General features: G+C 66.8%; 16 protein-coding genes. 14 read left to right on the top strand and 2 right to left on the bottom strand.

Going from position 1 to position 15,820, the window contains the following annotated elements:
* The first annotated feature begins 1 nt into the window (after position 1).
* Both OC446_RS00320 and cobJ read left to right on the top strand, forming a co-directional pair.
* Positions 2–745: a precorrin-2 C(20)-methyltransferase gene (locus OC446_RS00320; RefSeq protein WP_262027045.1), complete on the top strand. Its 744-nt coding sequence runs from the start codon at positions 2–4 to the stop codon at positions 743–745.
* Positions 742–1,506, top strand: coding sequence for a precorrin-3B C(17)-methyltransferase (gene cobJ, locus OC446_RS00315; RefSeq protein WP_262027044.1), 765 nt, complete (start codon positions 742–744; stop codon positions 1,504–1,506). The genes OC446_RS00320 and cobJ overlap by 4 nt, the downstream gene beginning before the upstream one ends.
* Here the strand turns inward: cobJ and OC446_RS00310 are convergent.
* Complete coding sequence (locus tag OC446_RS00310; RefSeq protein ID WP_262027043.1) at positions 1,488–2,240, bottom strand: cobalt-precorrin-6A reductase; 753 nt, start codon at positions 2,238–2,240, stop codon at positions 1,488–1,490. The two genes, cobJ and OC446_RS00310, sit on opposite strands and share 19 nt — an antisense overlap.
* A gap of 37 nt (positions 2,241–2,277) precedes the next feature.
* Between OC446_RS00310 and cbiE the strand changes: the two genes are divergently transcribed.
* From cbiE to cobM, 3 genes are read left to right on the top strand one after another with little or no spacing between them, the layout of a single operon-like run.
* Positions 2,278–3,492 (top strand): precorrin-6y C5,15-methyltransferase (decarboxylating) subunit CbiE, encoded by a 1,215-nt coding sequence (gene cbiE, locus OC446_RS00305; protein WP_262027042.1) that lies wholly within the window; start codon positions 2,278–2,280, stop codon positions 3,490–3,492.
* Positions 3,489–3,875, top strand: coding sequence for a cobalamin biosynthesis protein (locus OC446_RS00300; protein WP_262027041.1), 387 nt, complete (start codon positions 3,489–3,491; stop codon positions 3,873–3,875). The genes cbiE and OC446_RS00300 overlap by 4 nt, the downstream gene beginning before the upstream one ends.
* Positions 3,872–4,639 (top strand): precorrin-4 C(11)-methyltransferase, encoded by a 768-nt coding sequence (gene cobM, locus OC446_RS00295; RefSeq protein ID WP_262027040.1) that lies wholly within the window; start codon positions 3,872–3,874, stop codon positions 4,637–4,639. Before OC446_RS00300 ends, cobM begins: the two co-directional genes overlap by 4 nt.
* A gap of 11 nt (positions 4,640–4,650) precedes the next feature.
* Here the strand turns inward: cobM and OC446_RS00290 are convergent, their stop codons facing one another.
* A complete protein-coding gene (locus tag OC446_RS00290; protein WP_262027039.1) occupies positions 4,651–5,754 on the bottom strand; it encodes a cobalt-precorrin-5B (C(1))-methyltransferase in 1,104 nt (367 codons plus the stop codon).
* Positions 5,755–5,825: 71 nt separating this feature from the next.
* Here OC446_RS00290 and cobA point away from each other — a divergent pair, with 71 nt between their 5' ends.
* The 9 genes from cobA to OC446_RS00245 all read left to right on the top strand — a co-directional run bounded on the left by cobA (position 5,826) and on the right by OC446_RS00245 (position 15,820).
* A complete protein-coding gene (cobA, locus tag OC446_RS00285) occupies positions 5,826–6,620 on the top strand; it encodes a uroporphyrinogen-III C-methyltransferase (RefSeq protein WP_262027038.1) in 795 nt (264 codons plus the stop codon).
* Positions 6,617–7,939: a cobyrinate a,c-diamide synthase gene (locus OC446_RS00280; RefSeq protein WP_262027037.1), complete on the top strand. Its 1,323-nt coding sequence runs from the start codon at positions 6,617–6,619 to the stop codon at positions 7,937–7,939. Before cobA ends, OC446_RS00280 begins: the two co-directional genes overlap by 4 nt.
* A 194-nt stretch (positions 7,940–8,133) precedes the next feature.
* Entirely contained in the window at positions 8,134–8,337 is a 204-nt protein-coding gene (locus OC446_RS00275) for a hypothetical protein (RefSeq protein ID WP_262027036.1), read from the top strand.
* Positions 8,338–8,510: 173 nt separating this feature from the next.
* Positions 8,511–10,559 carry an AMP-dependent synthetase/ligase gene (locus OC446_RS00270; RefSeq protein WP_262027035.1) on the top strand — a complete coding sequence of 683 codons (2,049 nt, stop codon included), beginning with the start codon at positions 8,511–8,513 and terminating at the stop codon, positions 10,557–10,559.
* Entirely contained in the window at positions 10,556–11,356 is an 801-nt protein-coding gene (locus OC446_RS00265) for an ABC transporter ATP-binding protein (RefSeq protein ID WP_262027034.1), read from the top strand. Before OC446_RS00270 ends, OC446_RS00265 begins: the two co-directional genes overlap by 4 nt.
* 13 nt (positions 11,357–11,369) lie before the next feature.
* Positions 11,370–12,326 (top strand): branched-chain amino acid ABC transporter permease, encoded by a 957-nt coding sequence (locus OC446_RS00260; RefSeq protein ID WP_262027033.1) that lies wholly within the window; start codon positions 11,370–11,372, stop codon positions 12,324–12,326.
* Between the two features lie 12 nt (positions 12,327–12,338).
* Complete coding sequence (locus OC446_RS00255; RefSeq protein WP_262027032.1) at positions 12,339–13,424, top strand: branched-chain amino acid ABC transporter permease; 1,086 nt, start codon at positions 12,339–12,341, stop codon at positions 13,422–13,424.
* A gap of 76 nt (positions 13,425–13,500) precedes the next feature.
* Positions 13,501–14,823: an ABC transporter substrate-binding protein gene (locus OC446_RS00250; protein ID WP_262027031.1), complete on the top strand. Its 1,323-nt coding sequence runs from the start codon at positions 13,501–13,503 to the stop codon at positions 14,821–14,823.
* A 157-nt stretch (positions 14,824–14,980) separates the two neighbouring features.
* The gene (locus OC446_RS00245) at positions 14,981–15,820 is read left to right on the top strand and encodes an ABC transporter ATP-binding protein (RefSeq protein ID WP_262027030.1); all 840 of its coding nucleotides are present in this window, start codon (positions 14,981–14,983) and stop codon (positions 15,818–15,820) included.

Below are 15,820 nucleotides of genomic sequence, written 5' to 3'. Positions count from 1 at the left end.
GATGACCATGCATGATCCCATCCGCCTCTTCGGCCTCGGCCTCGGCCCCGGCAACCCTGACTACATGACCGTGCGCGCCCGCAAGCTGCTGGAGAATGCCGATCGGCTCGTCCATTTCTGCAAGCGCGGACGGCGCGGCAATGCGCGGACCATCGCCGACGCCGTCGTCGGCCAGAACCCGGAGCGCGAGATCGCCCTGGCCTATCCGGTGACCACCGAGATCCCGGCCGATCATGCGGATTATGCCGCCGCCCTCAACCCCTTCTACGAGGAAGCGGCGGCCCGCCTCCTCGCCGAGGTCGAGGCGGGCCGTACAATCGGCGTCCTCTGCGAAGGCGACCCGTTCTTCTACGGGTCGTTCATGCATCTCTGGTGGCGCCTGAAAGACCGGATACCAATCGAAGTGGTACCAGCTGTCACGGCCATGTCGGGAGCCTGGACCCGTGCCGGTGCGCCGATCACCTGGGGCGACGACGTGCTCACGATCGTGCCGGGCACGCTGCCGGAGGTAGAGCTGGTGCGCCGTCTCTCCGGCACCGACGCCGCCGTAGTGATGAAGCTCGGAAGCCACCTGCCGAAGGTCCGCGCGGTGCTGAAATCCACCGGCCTGTTCGCGCGCGCCATCTACGTGGAACGCGCCACCATGGCGGAGGAACGGATCGTTCCCCTGCCCGACCTGCCCGAGGATTGGAACGCGCCGTACTTCTCCCTCATCATCGTGCCAGGGCAAGGGAGGCGCGTATGACGGGCGTCCTCACCATCGTCGGCCTCGGCCCAGGCGATCCACGCTACCTGACACCCGCTGCCTCGGAGGCGCTCGCCTCGGCCACCGACATCGTCGGCTATGGTCCCTATGTGGACCGCGTGTCCGAGCGGCCGGGCCTGCGGCGGCATGCCTCGGATAACCGCGTCGAGCTGGACCGCGCCCGCTTCGCGCTCGATCTCGCGGCGAAAGGAGCCCACGTCGCCGTGGTCTCCGGCGGCGATCCCGGCGTTTTCGCCATGGCGGCCGCCGTGTTCGAGGCTGTGGAGAACGGCGATCCGTCCTGGCGCGGCCTCGACATCCGCGTCGAGCCCGGCATCACGGCAATGCTCGCGGCGGCTGCCCGCGTCGGCGCACCGCTCGGCGGCGATTTCTGCGCCATGTCGCTCTCTGACAACCTGAAGCCTTGGGAGGTCGTTGCATCGCGCCTGAGAGCTGCGGTTTCGGCCGATTTCGTGGTGGCGCTCTACAACCCGATCTCCTCCGCCCGCCCCTGGCAGCTCGGTGCGGCCTTTGAGATCGTCTCCGAGACGCGTGGCCCCGACACGCCGATCGTCCTGGCCCGCGCGGTCGGGCGGCCCGACGAGCGGACCCGAATTGTGCGCCTCGCCGAGGTAGAGGCCGCCATGGCTGACATGTCGACTCTCGTGATCATCGGAGCCTCCACCACCCGGCTGATCGAACGGCCCGACAGTGCGACGCCTTACGTCTACACGCCGCGCTTCTACGGAGTGCGACCGTGACGGTTCTCCAGCCAGTCGTGCGCCGCATCGACGCTCGCGACCTCCTCGACATTGTGAGGCTTCTCAGGCCGCGCAACCACAACAACAGGAAGGCCGAGCGACCGCGCCGCCGCGATCTTGGGATAGGTTGCCGATCCGCCGGAATTCTTGGTCACCACCACCTCAACGCGTTCGCGCTGCATCAGCATGCGCTCCGCATCCTCATGGAAAGGTGCGCGATCCTGAACGGCGACGACGTTCGGCACCGGCAGGGCCTCACCGATGGGCTCGATGGTCCGCACGAGATAGGTGTGCTGCGGCGCCGCCGCAAAGGGGGCGAGTTCGAGCCGCCCTACCGTAAGGAACACGCGCCGCGGAGCCTCGCCAAGCGCCCGAACGGCCGCCGCCATCGAGGGCACCTCGATCCAGTGGTCACCTGCCTGCAGAGTCCAGGCTGGACGGCGAAGGGCGAGCAGCGGTACCCGGACTTGCGCACAGGCCTCGGCGGCGTTGCGGGACATCACGGCCGCGAAGGGATGCGTCGCGTCGATCACCGCCTCGACACGCTCCTCGCGCAGGAAACCGGCGAGCCCCGCCACGCCGCCGAAGCCGCCGATGCGGGTCGGGATCGGCATGGGGCGCGGATCGCTGGTGCGGCCGGCCATGGACAGGAGCGGGCTGACATCGGAACGGCCGGCGAGCCGCGCCGCGAGCGCGGAGGCCTCCGTGGTGCCGCCCAGAATGAGGATGCGCATGGGCACCTTTTCTCCGAATTTTGAGCGGGAGTCGAGCATGGCGCCGAACAGACCCTGGCTCACCATCATTGGCATCGGCGAGGATGGGCGTGCAGGGCTGTCCCCCGCGGCCCTGGCGGCGCTCGATGGAGCTGCGCTCGTCATAGGCGGCACGCGCCATCTGGAGCTGGCCGCGCCCCTCGTCTGCCGGTTTCAACCCTGGCCTAGCCCCTTCGCGGAAGCCTATGCGCTAATCCTCGCCCGTCGCGGCGAACCGACCTGCGTTCTGGCAACCGGCGACCCGTTTCATTACGGTGTTGGAGCGGAGCTTGCACGGCTCATCCCGGCGGAGGAAATCGCCTGCTTTCCGCAGCCTTCCGCCTTCAGCCTTGCGGCGTCGCGCCTGGGCTGGTCGCTGCCGGAATGCGATTGCGTGAGCCTGCACGGACGGGCGCTGGAGCGGATCGTCCCCCATCTGCAGCCGGGCGCCCGCTTCCTCGCCTTATCCTGGGATGGCACGACACCGGGCAAGCTCGCGGAACTGCTGACGGCGCGCGGGTTCGGCGCCTCGATGATCACCGTGTGCGAAGCCATGGGCGGCCGGCGCGAGCGCATCCGCCGCGCGCAGGCCGCCGACTTTACCCTTGGAGAGATCGATCCGCTCAACACCGTCGCCATCGAGGTCATGGCGACCCGGGATGCGCGCATCGTCACCCTCGCACCGGGCCTGCCCGATGCCTTCTTCGAGAATGACGGCCAGCTCACCAAGGCGGAAATCCGCGCCCTCACCCTCGCGGCGCTTGCGCCGAGAGCCGGTGCGCTTTTGTGGGATATCGGCCTGGGGGCCGGCTCAGTCGGCATCGAATGGTGCCTGCGCCATCCCCGCAACCGCTGCATCGGGATCGAGGAGCGTCCCGAGCGGGCCGAGCGCGCCCGCCGCAATGCGCTAGACCTCGGCGCGACGGCACTGGACATCCGCGTCGGACGAGCACCGGAAGCCTTGTGGGACCTGCCGGCGCCGGATGCCGTCTTCATCGGAGGCGGCGCCTCGGAGCCGGGCGTGTTCGACGCCGCCTGGAACGCGCTGAAACCCGGCGGGCGCCTCGTCGTCAACGGCGTCACCCTGGAAACCGAGACCCTGCTCGGCACACTCTATGCGCAGCATGGCGGCGTGATGCGACGCCTCGCGGTCTCGCGCCTCGAACCCGTCGGCGGCATGCATGGCTGGCGGGCGGCGATGCCCGTCACGCAATGGTTGGTGGTGAAGCCATGATCGTGGCAGGGGTCGGTTTCAGGCGCGGCGTCGCCGCCGAGGAGATCGTGGCGCTTGTGGAGCAGGCCCTGGAGCGTGCCGCACTCACGCGGGGCTGGCTGACGACACTCGCCACGATGAAAGCTCTGGCCGACCTGCCCGCCTTCACGGAAGCCGCCCACAGGCTTGCGGTCCCCGCGACTGCGGTCGATGAGAGCGCCCTCTCGGCGGCGGTGCCTCGTGTGCGGACGCAATCGGCCCGTTCCATCGCCGCTCATGGCGTCGGCTCCGTCGCAGAAGCGGCAGCTCTCGCGGCCGCCGGTCCGAACTCCGACCTCGTTCTGGCGCGCATTGCCTCCGCGTCCGCCACCTGCGCCCTTGCGCGCCTGGAGACCGCCCCATGACCGTTCACTTCATCGGAGCGGGCCCCGGTGCCGCCGATCTCATCACTGTACGCGGCCGCTCGCTCGTCGAACGCTGCCCTGTCTGTCTCTATGCTGGCTCCATCGTGCCTCCGGAGATCCTGTCCTGGTGCCCGCCCGGCGCGCGGCTCGTCGACACCGCTCCCCTGGATCTTGATGCCATCACGGCCGAATACGTGCGGGCCCACGAGAGCGGCGAGGATGTGGCGCGGCTTCATTCGGGCGATCTGTCGATCTGGAGCGCTATGGGGGAGCAGCTGCGGCGCCTCGATGCGCTGGGTATTCCCTACACGATTACGCCCGGCGTTCCCGCCTTCGCGGCCGCCGCCGCAGCCCTGGGACGCGAGCTTACGGTGCCGGAGGTCGGCCAGTCGCTTGTCCTGACCCGCACCTCGGGCCGCGCCTCCGCCATGCCGGAAACGGAGCGCCTTGCCGCCTTCGCGCAGACGAAGGCGACGCTCGCCATCCACCTCTCGATCCACGTGATCGAGCAGGTGGTTGAGGAGCTGCTGCCCTCCTACGGAGCGGATTGCCCCGCGGCGGTGGTCTGGCGCGCGACTTGGCCGGACGAGCGGGTGATTAAGGGAACGCTATCCACCATCGCCGCTATGGTCCGGGCAGAGAAGCTGGAACGCACCGCCCTGATCCTGGTCGGGCTTACTTTGAACGCGAAGGATTTCCGCGAGAGCGCCCTCTACTCGACCGATTACGATCGCCGCTTCCGTCCAGGCGGGATTAGCCGATGAGCCGCGCGACGTCAGGCGACCGGATGGAACGGCATGCGGCCGACGAGCTGTCCGTTTCGGTCGAACACCACGATCTCGAGGGCGATTTCCGCCCCGCGCAGGGCCTTGGCAGCCGTGCGCCAGGCATGCTGCGCCACAACATCTCCCAGCGGCAGGCCACAGCTCTTCGCTATGTCCAGCACTTCGAGCGCCGTATTGGCGCCCCGCGCCGCCTCCGCGAGGTCTGGCTCGGCACCGGCGTCGGCCAGGCGCTCGGCCAGCCAGGCGAGATCGACCGCGCCGGAGCGCGAATGGAGGTCGAGCAGGCCTTGGCCGAGCTTTGTCATCTTGGCGATGCCGCCCGCGATGGTCACGCGCGGGACCGGGTTGCGGCGCAGGTATTTCAGCATGCCGCCGGCGAAGTCGCCCATGTCGATGAGGGCATGGTCCGGCAGGTCATGCAGGATCTGCACAGCCTTCTCGGAGGTCGAGCCGGTGGCGCCCGCCACATGCTCGATGCCGCCCGCGCGGGCGACGTCGATGCCCCGGTAGATGCTGTGGATCCACGCAGCGCAGGAATAGGGCACCACCACGCCGGTGGTGCCGAGGATCGACAGCCCGCCCAGGATGCCGAGGCGTGGATTGAGGGTCTTCTGCGCGATCGCCTCCCCGCCCGGAATGGAAATCTCGACTTCGACATCAACAGGCCCACCGACGCTGCGCGCTGCCTCCTCCAGGTTGTCGCGGATCATCTGGCGCGGCACCGGATTGATGGCCGGCTCGCCCGGCGGCAGGGGCAGTCCGGCGCGGGTGACCGTCCCGACTCCCTCGCCGGCGCGAAACGTGACGCCGGAGCCTGGCGTGCCCGGCCGGATGGTCGCGACCACCAGGGCGCCATGCGTCACATCTGGGTCGTCGCCCGCATCCTTGACGACACCGACGCGCGCGCCGCCCTCGCAAAGTTCATGCAAGGCCAGGGAAAAGGCCGGCCGCGCTCCGCCCGGAAGCACGATCTCGACCGGGTCCGGCCAATCGCCTGTCCGCCAACCCAGATACGCCGCCTTGGCCGCCGCCGTGGCGCAGGCGCCCGTGGTCCAGCCACGGCGCAACGATCCGGCGGGTTTACTCTCGTCCATACGCCCTCTTACATCGTCCCCATGAATTCCAACAGCCGCATCATGGCCGCCGGTCAAGTCCGGAGGCCCGCATGACTTCCCTGTCCCGCCTCTCGCCGCCCTTCGCGCCAGGCACGGTCTGGCTTGTCGGGGCCGGTCCGGGCGATCCCGGCCTGCTCACGATCCATGCCCTGAACGCCCTCGCGGCGGCCGATGCCATCGTGTACGACGCCCTCGTCGATCCGGCCGTGCTGGCCCTGGCTCGCGAGGGAGCCACCCTCGAATTCGCCGGCAAGCGCGGCGGCAAGCCCTCCGCCGTCCAGCGGGACATCTGCGAGCGGCTGGTCCAGCTCGCACGCGAAGGCAAGCGGGTGCTGCGGCTCAAGGGCGGCGATCCCTTCATCTTTGGGCGCGGCGGCGAGGAAGCGCTGGCCCTGTCGGATGCCGGGATCTCCTTCCGCATCATCCCGGGCGTGTCGAGCGGCCTCGCGTCACTGGCCATCCACGGCGTTCCGGCGACCATGCGCAAGGCGAACCATGCGGTCATCCTCGCCACCGGCCATGCCGCTCCGGACTCGGAAATCGAGTGGGCCTCGCTCGCCCGCACCGGCGCTCCCATCGTGCTCTACATGGCAGTGTCGAGCCTGCCTTCCATCGTGGAGCGGCTCATGGAAGGCGGCCTCGCGGGCGATACTCCCGCCCTCGCCGTGCATGGGGCGACGACCGCCAAGGAAAGCGTGGTGGAAGGAACCCTCGAAACCCTGCCGAAGCTGGCGGAGAAAGGGCTCATCCGGTCGCCCGCCATCGTGGCCATTGGGGCCATTGCGGCCTTTCGCTCGGCCATCGCCAATCATCTGCTCGAATTCGGCAGCGAGGCCGCCCAATGAGCCTCGCTCCCGGCCTCCTCGTCGCCGCGCCTCGCTCCGGCTCCGGCAAGACCACCATCGTGCTCGGGCTCCAGCGCGCCCTGGCCCGCCGGGGTCTCAAGGTACGGGGCATGAAATGCGGGCCGGATTACATCGACCCAGCCTTCCATGCCGCCGCCACGGGCGCGCCGAGCTTCAACCTCGACAGCTTCGCCATGGCTCCGGCCCTTCTGGAAACGCTTGCCTCCCAGACCGCCAGCGACGCGGATCTTGTCCTAGCGGAAGGCTCCATGGGGCTCTTCGACGGCATCCGCCAGGAGACCGGCCGAACCGGCGCCAGCGCCGATATCGCGGCCCTGTTCGGCTGGCCGGTGATCCTCGTCCTCGACGTGTCGGGCCATGCGCAATCAGCCGCCGCCGTCGCCCTGGGCTGCGCCCGATTCGACCCACGGATCGATGTGGTCGGCGTGGTGCTGAACAAGGTCGCGAGCGACCGCCACCGAAGGCTGGTGGAGGACGGGATGACGAGGATCGGGCTGCCGGTCCTCGGCGCGATGGCGCGCGATACCGATCTCGTCCTACCGGAGCGTCATCTCGGTCTCGTCCAAGCCGGGGAGACCGACGAGCTTGGCATGCGGCTGGAAGGACTTGCCAATGCGGTTGAAATCTCGCTCGACATCGACCGTCTGATCACCCTCGCGGGCCCGACCCGGCTTCGCTCCTCGGGAGGCGCCCCGCTTCTGCAGCCGCCGGGCCAGCGCATCGCCCTGGCCTCGGACAAGGCCTTCTCCTTCGTCTACCCGCATGTGCTGTCGGGCTGGCGCGCCGCCGGGGCGGAGATCGTCCCCTTCTCGCCCCTGGCCGACGAATCGCCCCCGCCGGATTGCGACGCCTGCTGGCTGCCGGGAGGATACCCCGAGCTTCACGCCGGGCGTATCGCTGGAGCGCACCGCTTCCTCGAAGGGCTGCGCCGTTTCGCCGAAAGCCGGCCGGTCCACGGGGAGTGCGGCGGCTACATGGTGCTGGGCCGCACCCTGGAGGATGGCGACGGGACCACGCATCTCATGGCGGGCCTCCTGCCGGTCGAGACGAGCTATGCCAAGCGCAAGATGCATCTCGGCTACCGGGTCGCGCATCTGCTCGGGGACGGCGCCATGGGCCGGGCGGGACAGCGCCTCGTCGGGCATGAATTCCACTACGCCTCGGTGACGCAGAGCGATCCCTCGCGGGAAGCCGCCTTCGCGGCGATCACGGATGCCGAAGGCAGCGATTTGGGTACGACCGGCCATCGCGTTGGGAAGGTCACCGGAAGCTTCTTCCACGTCATCGCCCACGGCTGACGCCATCGGGACGCGGCCCCGGCGGGAACTGCCGAGCCGCCATCGTTTCGCCTCAAGGGTCCGTCTTGATCCGTTCGAAGCCTGAAAGGGGTCGGGGAGACCATGCAGGCTTGATGGGTTTCGCGGCGGCATTCGCGGTCGCCCGGCATCCGCCAAGCTCCCGCTCATCGTATCCCAAGGGGTTGGAGGAGTCGATGAAAGAGGCATTCCATATCGGACAGCTCGTCCGGATCTCCCGGTCGTCCTCAGGCAGCTCGGACCACCGCATCTATTGCATCGTCTGCCTCATGTCGGACGAGGACGAGGCACGGCTCTACCGGATCAAGAACACGGTCGGCATCGAGCGTGTCGTCAAATCCTACGAGATCGAACCCGCCGCGCTGACCGCCGTGCCGTAACGGACGTGCCCTCCCGTACAGAGGCCGCCGCTTAGCACCGTCTCTGTATTAGCCCATGGTAGCGGTGGCCGGCACCTTGCCGTCCCCTGACTAGCGCGACACAATACCCTCCACGAAGCCCGAAACGGGCAAGCCGACGACAGATCGGCGAAAGGCATGGGGGAACAACCTCCATGCACCAGAGGAAGCGAAGCCATACCACGCGTCTCGACGCGCGGCTGCCAGGGAGGTTGACGTCGTTGACGACGGCTGCGGATTCGCGCGCGGATACATTCCCGAAACTCCTGGCGCGCAATGCACGCGTACGCCCGACGCGAACCGCGTTCCGGCACAAGGATCTCGGCATCTGGCAATCCTGGACCTGGGGCGAGGTGCACGACATCGTCCGCGCCTATGCCTGCGGCTTGCAGGCGCTGGGCCTGAAGCGCGGCGGCAAGATCGCCATCATCGGCTATAACCGCCCCTATCTCTACTGGAGCATCTGCGCCGCCCAATGGCTCGGCGCGATCCCGATCCCGGTCTATGCGGATTCCGTCGCCGAGGAGATGGCCTACGTTTTGGCTCATGCCGAGGTGACCCACGCGGCCGTGCAGGACCAGGAGCAGGTCGACAAGATCCTGTCCGTCTCCGACCAGTTGCCGCAGCTCGAGCACGTCCTCTACGACGAGCCGAAGGGGCTGCGCGACTACGACCACAGCCGGCTTCATTCCATCGCGTCCGTCGTCGAGGAAGGTCGCGCCCGCTTGGCCGACGCGCAGGAAGCCGCCGCCATCGACCAAGTGATGCAGGACGGCAAGGGCGCTGATCTCGCCATCATTCTCTACACCTCCGGCACGACCGGGCGGCCGAAGGGCGTGATGCTCACCTCCGACGCGGTGATCGCCGCCGCGGAAATCGGCTGCGACTTCGACAAGCTCGACGAGACCGACGAGATCATCGCCTACCTGCCCATCGCCTGGGTCGGCGACCACATCTTCTCCTATGCACAAGCGATTCTCTCCGGCCTCTGCGTCAACTGCCCGGAAAGCCCCGAGACCGTGGCGGAAGACCGCCGAGAGATCGGCGCCACCTACGTGTTCGCGCCCCCGCGTGTCTTCGAGAGCATGCTGACGCTGACCATGGTGCGGATCGAGGATGCGGGCGCTCTCAAGCGGCGCATGTTCCACTTCTTCATCCAGCACGCCAACAAGGTGGGCGAGAAGATCCTGAACGGGGAGCCGGGAATCGGCGCCTGGGACCGGCTGCTCTGGCAGGTCGGCAACGTGCTCGTCTATGCGCCGCTGCGCAACCGCTTCGGCATGACCCGAGTGAAGGTCGGCTACACGGCGGGCGAGGCCATCGGACCAGAAATCTTCCGCTTCTACCGCTCCATCGGCGTCAACCTGAAGCAGCTCTACGGGCAGACGGAAGCCTCCGTCTACATCACCATGCAGCCCAACGGCGAGATCCGCGCCGACACGGTAGGCCGCCCTGCCCCGCAGGTGGAGATCCGCATCGCCGACAACGGCGAGGTGCTCTACCGCTCGCCCGGCATCTTCGTGGGCTATTACAAGGACGACGAGAAAACGGCGGAGACCAAGACGCCGGACGGCTTCGTGCATTCGGGCGATGCCGGCTTCTTCGACCAGAACGGCCATCTGAAGATCATCGACCGGGCCAAGGATGTCGGCCGCATGCGCGACGGCGCGCTCTTCCCGCCGAAATACGTCGAGAACAAGCTGAAATTCTACCCGAACATCAAGGAAGCGGTCTGCTTCGGCGATGGGCGCGACTATGTGGCGGCCTTCATCAACATCGATCTCGTGGCGGTGAGCAACTGGGCCGAGCGGAACGGCGTGACCTACGCCTCCTATCAGGAGCTCGCCGGCCATCCGCTGGTCTACGACATGATCGAGAAGCACGTGGACGAGGTGAACCGTTCGCTCGCCTCCGAGCCGCGCATGGGCGGCGCCCAGATCAAGCGCTTCCTGATCCTGCACAAGGAACTCGACGCCGACGACGGCGAACTCACGCGCACGCAGAAGGTCCGCCGCGGCTTCATCGCGGACCGCTACGCCCCGCTCATCGACGCGCTCTACGACGGCTCCCCCGAGGCCGACATCTCGACCGAAGTCACGTTCGAGGACGGCCGCAAGGGCGTGATCTCCGCGCGGGTCAAGATCAGGGACATGAAGGTGTATCCGACAACGGAATCCGGATCGGTGCTGGAGGCGGCGGAATGAGGGCGCCCGATCATCCCGTCATGGGCAAGGGCGACGTGCTGCTCGCCGTCGACAACGTCTCGCTCGGTTTCGGCGGCGTGAAGGCGCTCACGGACGTGTCGTTCGACATCCGCAAGAGCGAGATCCGCGCCATCATCGGGCCCAACGGCGCGGGCAAGACCTCGATGCTCAACTGCATCAACGGCTTCTATTATCCCACGGAAGGCCGCATCACCTTCAAGGGCGTCAAGCGCCCGAAGATGCGCCCCTACGAGGCGGCGCGCGGTGGCATAGCCCGCACGTTCCAGAACGTGGCGCTCTTCAAGAGCATGTCGACCCTCGACAACATCATGGCCGGCCGGTCGATCAAGATGCATTCGAACTTCTTCTGGCAGCTCTTCCGCCACGGCCCGGCCATGAAGGAGGAGGTCGAGCACCGCCGGTTCGTCGAGGAGATCATCGACTTTCTCGAGATCCAGCACATCCGGAAGGTCCCGGTCGGGCGCCTGCCCTACGGTCTTCAGAAGCGGGTCGAACTGGGGCGCGCCCTTGCCATGGAGCCGGAACTGCTCCTCCTCGACGAGCCCATGGCGGGCATGAACCTCGAAGAGAAGGAGGACATGTCGCGCTTCATCCTGGAGGTGAACCAGCAATACGGCACCACCATCGCGCTGATCGAGCACGACATGGGCGTGGTGATGGATCTCTCCGACCGGGTCGTGGTGCTGGAATACGGCCGCAAGATCGCCGACGGCACGCCCTCCGAGGTCAAGAGCGACCAGCGCGTGATCGACGCCTATCTCGGCGTGGCGCATTGAAGGGTTCCTGACGATGGACATGCTCTACAAGGTCTTCATCGAACCCTTCGTTTTCATGGGCGAGGCGCCGGATCTCCTGATCCAGACCCTCTGGGAGGGGCTCGTCTCGGGCGTGCTCTATGCCCTGATCGCGCTCGGCTTCGTGCTCATCTTCAAGGCCTCCGGCGTGTTCAACTTCGCGCAAGGCATCATGGTCGTGTTCGCGGCCCTGATCCTGGTCGGCCTCTATGAGAAGGGCGTTCCGGCGTTCCTGGCGCTCATCCTGGCCGCCCTCGCCATGCTCGTGCTCGCCATGGTGGTCGAGCGCGTGGTGCTGCGCCCGCTCGTCAACCAGCCCGACATCATCCTCTTCATGGCGACCTTCGGGCTCACCTATTTCCTCATCGGCTTCGGCGAGCTCATCTTCGGCGGAAGCCCGAGGGAGATGATCACGGATCAGCTCTTCCTGCCCCAGGGCACGACGGAGGTGGACATGCTGGGAGGCATGGTGCGCTTCCAGCATCTCGACATTGCCGCCGCCCTCATCGCGTCGATCATGATCGGCCTCCTTGCCGTGTTCTTCTCCAAGACTCGCATCGGCCGGGCGCTGCGCGCGGTCGCGGACAGCCACAAGGCGGCGCTCTCCGTGGGCATCTCGCTCAACCAGATCTGGGTCATCGTGTGGTTCGCCGCCGGCATCGTGGCGCTGGTGGCGGGCATCATGTGGGGCGCGCGCTCGGGCGTGTCATTCTCGCTCCAGATCATCGCCCTCAAGGCGCTCCCGGTCCTCATCCTCGGCGGCTTCACGTCGATCCCGGGCGCCATCATCGGCGGGCTCATCGTCGGGGTCGGCGAGAAGCTCGGGGAGTTCTACTGGGGGCCGCTCGTCGGCGGCGGGGTCGAGACCTGGCTCGCCTACGTCATCGCCCTCCTCTTCCTGCTCTACAGGCCGCAGGGTCTGTTCGGCGAAAAGATCATCGAACGGATTTAGGGAGACGCCCGAGTGCTTTACCGCGAGGCTGGACAGTTCAAGACCAATTACGTCGCGGACAGCGCGATCTTCCCCTTGCGGGAAGACCGGATCGGACTGGCGCTCATCATCCTCGCCGCTTATGCGCTGGCCTTCCTCGGCAGCAGCTTCCTGCTCCAGGCGGTGCTGATCCCGTTCCTGGTCTTCTCGCTGGCGGCCATCGGGCTCAACATCCTCACCGGCTATACCGGCCTCCTGTCGCTCGGCACCGGCGCCTTCATGGGCGTGGGCGCCTATGCCTGCTACAAGCTGATGACGGCCTTTCCGGGCGTGAACGTCATCGTCTGGATCTTCGTGTCAGGCTTCTTCTCCGCGGCGGTCGGTGCGCTGTTCGGCTTGCCCTCGCTACGCATCAAGGGTTTCTACTTGGCGGTCGCCACGCTCGCCGCGCAGTTCTTCCTGCAATGGTGCTTCATCCGCATCCCGTGGCTCGTGAACTACAACGTCTCGGGCGCCCTCGACGCGCCCCTGCGCACACTCTTCGGCACGCCGATCATGGGGCCGAACGCCACGCCGCAGACGCGCTATCTCGTGGTGCTCACCATCGTGATCCTGCTCACCTGGCTCGCCTCGAACCTCGTCCATGGCCGCATCGGGCGCATGTGGATCGCGATCCGCGACATGGATCTCGCGGCCGAGCTCATGGGCATCAGGCCGTTGCAGACGAAGCTCCTCGCCTTCGCGGTCTCGTCCTATTACTGCGGCGTCGCCGGCGCTCTGCTCGTCTTCCTCTGGTATGGCGGCGCGGAATACGACGTGTTCAACATCAACCAGTCCTTCTTCATCCTGTTCATGGTGATCATCGGAGGATTGGGCAGCCTCATCGGCTCGTTCTTCGGCGCGGCGCTGATCTTCATCCTGCCCATCGTGCTCGGCATCGTGCTTCCGGCCATGCTGTCGCCCTTCGGCCTCTCGGTCGGCGCCGACGTGATCGAGCACCTGCGCTTCATGATCGTGGGCGCGCTCATCATCTTTTTCCTGATCGTGGAACCGCACGGCCTCGCGCGGCTCTGGCAGATCGGCAAGCAGAAGCTCCTGGTCTGGCCGTTCCCCTACTGACGGCCGGTTTCAAAGGAGACGGACCACGAAACAAGAATTCGGCTTCTCGGCCGATACAATGGGAGGAAACGCAACCATGTCGTTTCGCAAGTTAAGCCTTGGACTCGCCGCCGTGACGATGCTCGCGGGCACGGCCCTGCCCGCCTTCGCGCAGGATTCGATTTACGTCCCGCTCTTCACCTACCGCACCGGCCCCTTCGCGGGCTCCGGCACCTTCATCGCCGACGGCATGCACGATTACCTTGAGATGCTGAACCAGCGCGACGGCGGCATCGGCGGCGTGAAGCTCGTGCTGGAGGAATGCGAGACCGGCTACGACACCAAGAAGGGCGTCGAATGCTACGAGGCCGTGAAGGGCAAGAACCCGGTCGTGGTCAATCCCTGGTCCACCGGCATCACCCTGCCGCTGATCCCCCGCGCCTCCGTCGACAAGATCCCGATCCTTTCCATGGCCTACGGCCTCTCGGCCTCGGCGCGCGGGGACATCTTCCCCTGGGTGTTCAACCCGCCGGCCACCTATTGGGACGGCCTGTCGATGATCATCAAGTATATCGGCCAGAAGGAGGGTGGACTCGAGAAGCTGAAGGGCAAGAAGATCGGCTTCATCCATCTTGACGCCGCCTTCGGCAAGGAGCCGGTCCCGCTGCTCCAGGAACTCGCCAAGGATATCGGCTTCGAGGTGGCTCTCTATCCGGTCGCTGCCCAGGACATGCAGAACCAGTCCTCGCAATGGCTCTCGGCCCGCCGCGACCGGCCCGACTACATGATCATGTGGGGCTGGGGCTCCATGAACGGCGCGGCCGTGAAGGAAGCGGTGCGCTCGGGCTATCCGATGGACAAGTTCTACTCGGTCTGGTGGCCCAGCGAGGATGACGCCCGCTCCGGCGGCGGCGGCGCCAAAGGCTTCAAAATGCTCAACTGGCACGCGGTGGGCACCAACTTCCCGGCCATCCAGGACATTCAGAAGCACGTGGTCGACAAGGGCATGTCCAAGGCCCAGAAGGACAAGGTCGGCGAGCTTCTCTACAACCGCGGCGTCTACAACTCGCTGCTGATCGCGGAAGGCATCGCGCAGGCGCAGAAGATCACCGGCAAGAAGGCCGTGACCGGCGAGGACGTGCGCCGCGGCATGGAGAACATCAAGCTCGATGCCGCCCGCCTGAAGGAGCTTGGCCTCGATGGCTTCACGGAGACGCTCACCTTGAGCTGCGCCGATCATAACGGCCACCGTCCCGCCTTCATGCAGGAATGGGACGGCGCAAAATGGGTGAAGATCTCCGACCCCATTGAGCCGATGACCGACCGGGTGAAGGGCCAGCTCGACGCTGCCGCGAAGGACTATGCCGAAAAGAACGCCGGCTGGCCGAAGCGGACGGAGGCCTGCGACAAGGCGAGTTGAGCCGGCGCTCGCTGACCCTCTCCCGCTGAAGGGGAGAGGGTGGCGAACGGAGTGAGCCGGGAGAGGGGCCGAACGGACAAGGACCGCCCCTCTCCCACCCTGCTTCGCAGGGCACCCTCTGCCGCTTCGGGGAGAGGGAGAAGGGATCGAACCGACCATGAGCAGCGCCATTCAGACGTCCCAGTCGCCGGCCGCCGAAACCGTCCTCACGGTCAACAACATCGAGGTCGTCTACGACCACGTGATCCTCGTGCTCAAGGGCGTTTCCCTCAACGTCCCCAAAGGCGGCATCGTGGCGTTGCTCGGCGCCAACGGCGCGGGCAAGACGACGACGCTCAAGGCCATCTCCAATCTCCTCCATGCCGAACGCGGCGAGGTCACGAAGGGATCGATCGAGTTCAAGGGCGAGCGGGTCGACAAGCTCTCGCCCAACGAGCTGGTGCGGCGCGGCTGCATCCAGGTTCTCGAAGGCCGGCATTGCTTCGGGCACCTGACCATCGAGGAGAACCTGCTCACCGGCGCCTTCACGCGCCGGGACGGCAACGCCGCCATCCGGCGCGACCTGGAGGCGATCTACGAGTATTTTCCGCGCCTGAAGCAAAGGCGATCCTCCATGGCGGGCTATACCTCCGGCGGCGAGCAGCAGATGTGCGCCATCGGCCGGGCGATGATGTCGCGTCCCTCCATGATCCTGCTCGACGAACCTTCCATGGGCCTCGCGCCGCAGATCGTCGAGGAGATCTTCGAGATCGTGCGCAAGCTCAACGCGACGGAGGGCGTGTCCTTCCTGCTCGCCGAGCAGAACACCAACATGGCGCTGAAATACGCCACCTACGGGTACATCCTGGAGACCGGCCGCGTCGTGATGGACGGGCCGGCCCGGATGCTGCGCGAGAACGAGGACGTGAAGGAGTTCTACCTCGGGGTCTCCGAGGGCGACCGCAAATCCTTCCGCGCGGTGAAAAGCTACAAGCGCCGCAAGCGCTGGCTGGCGTGA

Origin of the sequence: Microvirga sp. Mcv34, from assembly GCF_024519725.1 — a bacterium.
Lineage (GTDB): Bacteria > Pseudomonadota > Alphaproteobacteria > Rhizobiales > Beijerinckiaceae > Microvirga.
This window is presented reverse-complemented; position numbering and strand designations above follow the sequence as displayed.